Raw genomic sequence first — 4,211 nt, forward strand, 5'->3', positions numbered from 1 at the left:
AGAGGGCGGGGCTCCTGCGCTAGTAAGCTGGACTTTCTGATCCTATCGCAGACGGGATCCCTTGCTTGGCAAGGCGGAAAACGGCAAAGCCGGTGGCGCTGCCCCGACAAAATGGCCCCTGGGATCCACCGCAAAGGCAACCCCCAGCTCGATGAAGACCGGGTACTGGGCTATCCCTTTGGGCAGAGCGGATGAAGTTCAAAGCCGTTATTGTTGGAAAGATTATTCAAAGACTCCCCCTGGTTTGCGCCAGCCCTGGGTTAGGCTATTGCCATCCCGGGGGAGCAAGAAACACCGCTGCTCTGCCCCAAAGTCCGCGAGTTGAGTTAAGGAAGGTTGAGGTGAAGGGGAGACTGACCTGCCATTTCCCTGTGCTGCTATTGGCCCTGCCTCTGTGGGGATCCCCGACCTGGGCCGGAGAGTATTTCACCGAGGAAGTCACCAGCCCCAGCCTGGAGATCGTTCATGGCTGGCGGCAGGAGGTGTACGGCATTGGGGTTACCATCACCAACACCAGCCTCGGCTCCTTTCGGGTGCCCTTGGAAATTGATATGGAGGATCGGACTAGCTGTGAGCGGGCCGACTTGGTGCTGACCAACAATCGCATCATGCCGATGGGATCCTTCCAAGATTGCATTCTCAACATCTTTCCCTACCTGGATAAGTTCATCAACCAAGAAGTCGCCAGCATCCGAGTCACCCTAAAAGGGCCAGCTCCCCTCCTGGAAATTCCGGTAGAGGAGTCGGATCGGCTGATCTTGGCCCAGGTAGCCAACCAATCGCGGGAAGCCTTTGTTTTCTTTCAGCATGAGTTGGCCCGTGTTTTGGAGCTGCTGAGGCAGTCGGATCCCAAGCAAAGCGAGACGGCCCCACAGCCTGGCACCCCAGTTCCGACCGCCACTCCAGCCGAGTCTGCCGCTAGCCCAGGAGATTTTGTAATCGTGGGATCCATTCGGGAAGAACGAGTGGGGGCCGGTAGCCGCCTAAGCGTGGAAGCGATCAACCGCAGCACCCGCACGGTTCTCAACGCCCGTGCTCGTTTCACCTTCTATCGGGGAGAAGAAGTTGTCGATACGCGAGTGGCAGCATTTGAGCCCAGCGACGTGCCCCCCGGACAAAGGGCCTCCGCCAGTGTGCTGAAAACCGAGGCCAATTGGGATCGCGTCACGGTGACCTTCCAGTGGCAGTAGGGTTACTTCAGGGAGCCAAAGCGTTGCCGCGAATCAGGCTGCCCAGGGTTTTGACCGTGATCTTGAACTGCACCCAAGGGCTCATAGGCACTACCGTCTTGTAGAGGTAGCTGTCAAAGGTCATCCTCTGCACGTCCCGGTCGGCGCACATCTCCACAAAGGCTTCGCGGGTGGCATTGGAACGGTAGAATACCCGCTGCAGGATGTCCAAGACCTTGTAGGTCAGGCCGTACTGGCGATCCCAGCGCTTGAGATACAGTTTTAGATCCTCCTCTGTGGGAATGCGCTTGCCGCCGTTGGAGGTCTCGACAAGGGTCTCGGCACACATGCGGCCTGACTTGGCAGCAAAATAGATCCCTTCGCCGCTGGATTTGGTTACGTATCCCGCCGCATCTCCCACCAAAGCAGCACGGCCCACCACACGGCGCGGACGGGGATGCTCTGGGATCGGATGGGCTTCCACCTTGATCACCTGGCCTCCTCGAATCCGCTCGGCAGCACGGGCGCGGATCCCAGCTTGCAACTTTTGGATGTGGGCTTGGTTTGCCCTCATGGTGCCGGTGCCCACGGCTACATGGTTGGACTTGGGAAACACCCAGGCATAAAAGTCTGGAGAAACATCGTCCCCCACATACATTTCTGCCCGCTCTGCGTAGTAGGCCATTTTGTCGTCCGGGAGCCGGATGCGCTCCTGAAAGGCCAGCGCATAGTTGTAGTCGCCAGCACCAATGGCCTCTGCCACCTTGGAGTGGAACCCATCCGCCCCGATCACCACATCCACAGCCAAAGAACGTGGCACCCCTTGCCTCGATCCGTCGGAAAAATCGTTGTAGTGCAGGATGTAGGGATCCCGGCCATTCTGGGGGATTTCCAGATGCATTACCTTGCCGTTGATCAGCTCCGCCCCTTTTTGGTGGGCACGATTGCGCAAGAAGGCATCCAAGATCTCGCGGCGGCACATGCCGATGTACTCGTTTTCTTTTTCGAGGGCGATATCCACCTCATAGTTGGAAGGGGAGATCATCTTCATCTTGCGCACTTTGCGGTCGATGATCCCCTCGGGGAGGTCGAACTCGGAGACCATACAGAGGGGAATGGCGCCCCCGCAGGGCTTGGCGTTGTCCAGCTTCCGCTCAAACAAAAAGGTCTCGATTCCAGCTTGGGCCAGAACTTCGGCAGCAGAGGCTCCGGCTGGGCCGCCCCCCACAACAGCAACTCTCAGACTCAAGGTGCTCTCCTCGATGCAAGTGCAACTGGCTCATCAGACAGCAGGCATCCTACCACAGCTCCTCAGAAGCATTGCGGACCTTGACGAAGTGTTGCAGAGTGGAGGGCTCGCGCTCGCTGTGTTTCTACAAAAGGCCCCGCCGCATTTGATCCCAGAGGTTGAGATAGGACTCGGCTTCGGCTGAGCTCAGGGGGCGCCAGATCTCCGAGCGTTGCCAAGTGGAGATTTGCAAGTCGGCTCTGCGTTGCAGGCGTGGGGCAAGTTGAGCCAAATCCAGCGGCAAAACCGAAGGGATCCCGCTCAGATTGACCAAGCGGGGGGCAAATTCAGGATTCAAGACAAAATCAAGCCAGTCAGCCAACAGGGATCCGGAATCGGTCTGGGTTGATTCTGTGTGGGCATTGTCTTCGACGTGGGGTCGCACCCAGACATCCCACCAGATGGCGGATCCGGAGGCCGGGATCACCACTGCCAGCTCAGGGTAGTTGGCTTGGGTGGCGTAGAGATCCTGCGACCAGCCCACGGCCACCCAGCTATCGGCCAAGCGCAAGATGGGCAGGTAGTCGGAAGAGGTGTAAGTTAAAACCTGACGGTGCAGGGATCCCAGCTCTTGCCGTAATTCCACATCCTCAGGGTTGAGGGGATCGTTGTAGGAGCGGCCCATTTTCTTTAGGGTTAGCCCAATCACCTCCCGCGGATGATCCGGCAGAGTCAGTTTGCCGGCCAGCTCAGGCCGCCACAGATCCGCCCAGTCCCGAATGGGCTCCCTCACCCGATCCCGGCGGTAGGCAATGGCCGTTACCCCCCAGCGCCAGGGCACACCCCAAATCTGCCCCTCCCGGAGTGCCGCAGCTTGCCAACGGGGATCCAGATTCTGCCATCGTTCTCCCAGCAGGCTTTCCGGTAGCGGAGCCAGCCAACCGGCAGCTATGGCCCGATCCAAAGCGTCGGCCCCCAACAAACTCAAAGCCGCCACCGGCAGCCGCCGCCGGAACCATCCCCCCGGATCCCACCAGGCCGGATCAGCCGGCTGGACGCTTTGCCGGAGATAGGCCAACAACTGATCCCGACTATCCAACAGTTGCAGCCGAAAGCGGGCCTGAGTCCTGCGGCGAAACTCGTTGAGCAAACTGGCGGGGATCCCTTGCTTAAGCGCCACGACAAGAGGCAAGTGCGCATCCGGCCCCCCACATCCTGCCGCCATTAGCCCCAGCAGGATCCCCTGTAGAAGCTCACGTCGGCTCAGCCGTATCTCGCCCACGACAGTACCGCTCCACCAGAATGAGAGCCACCAGATCATCGTAAGCCTTGGCGGGCACCCGCATCCCCTTGGGCAACAGCCGCTCCCATCCCTGCGGTGGGTAAAAATCCCAGTAGCGCTGACGGGCTTCTTGGGAGCTGTGCCGCTCATCCACCAGGACAATCTGCTGCGGGGGGAGGATCGATTCCAGTTGAGACTTCCAGGCTTGGGCCGTCGTCTGATTGCCCAGGATCACTTGCTCCGCCTGAAACTGTTGCCGGAGCGTTTGTAGTCTAGACAGCGCTGCCGCGGAAGGGACCACCTCCCGGTGTAAAACCTTCAGCTCCGTTTGCGTAAACACCTGCACCACAGCAATGCCGCATTTGTCGCGCCCTGGGTCGAAACCGATCAGCACTCGTTCGCTCTTCAGTCTTGCCGGGTGGAGTGGATCCGTCATCCCTCGGGACGCCCCGCCTGCTGAGCCCCAGAAGAGCCGGGTTGACCGGAAGCTTCTGCCATCAGAAAACTCACCCGCAATGGCCCCGCTGTGTAG

General features: G+C 59.5%; 5 protein-coding genes. 2 read left to right on the plus strand and 3 right to left on the minus strand.

What is annotated here, in order from left to right; genetic code table 11:
• Together NW815_RS10255 and NW815_RS10260 are read left to right on the plus strand one after the other, a co-directional pair.
• A partial coding sequence (locus tag NW815_RS10255; RefSeq protein ID WP_414389698.1) for a hypothetical protein occupies nt 1-195 on the plus strand: 195 nt, incomplete at its 5' end.
• 176 nt (nt 196-371) lie between these two features.
• Nucleotides 372-1,190 (plus strand): hypothetical protein, encoded by an 819-nt coding sequence (locus tag NW815_RS10260; RefSeq protein ID WP_414415978.1) that lies wholly within the window; start codon nt 372-374, stop codon nt 1,188-1,190.
• Nucleotides 1,191-1,197: 7 nt separating this feature from the next.
• On the opposite strand, the gene chlP is transcribed toward NW815_RS10260, so the two are convergent.
• The 3 genes from chlP to ruvX form a co-directional block, all read right to left on the minus strand.
• Complete coding sequence (chlP, locus tag NW815_RS10265; RefSeq protein WP_414406886.1) at nt 1,198-2,418, minus strand: geranylgeranyl reductase; 1,221 nt, start codon at nt 2,416-2,418, stop codon at nt 1,198-1,200.
• 124 nt (nt 2,419-2,542) lie between these two features.
• The gene (locus NW815_RS10270; RefSeq protein ID WP_414390880.1) at nt 2,543-3,679 is read right to left on the minus strand and encodes an extracellular solute-binding protein; all 1,137 of its coding nucleotides are present in this window, start codon (nt 3,677-3,679) and stop codon (nt 2,543-2,545) included.
• A complete protein-coding gene (gene ruvX, locus NW815_RS10275; protein ID WP_414390882.1) occupies nt 3,651-4,115 on the minus strand; it encodes a Holliday junction resolvase RuvX in 465 nt (154 codons plus the stop codon). The genes NW815_RS10270 and ruvX overlap by 29 nt, the downstream gene beginning before the upstream one ends.
• Nucleotides 4,116-4,211: the final 96 nt, after the last annotated feature.

This window comes from Synechococcus sp. R6-7 (assembly GCF_047461695.1).
Taxonomy (GTDB): domain Bacteria; phylum Cyanobacteriota; class Cyanobacteriia; order Thermostichales; family Thermostichaceae; genus Thermostichus.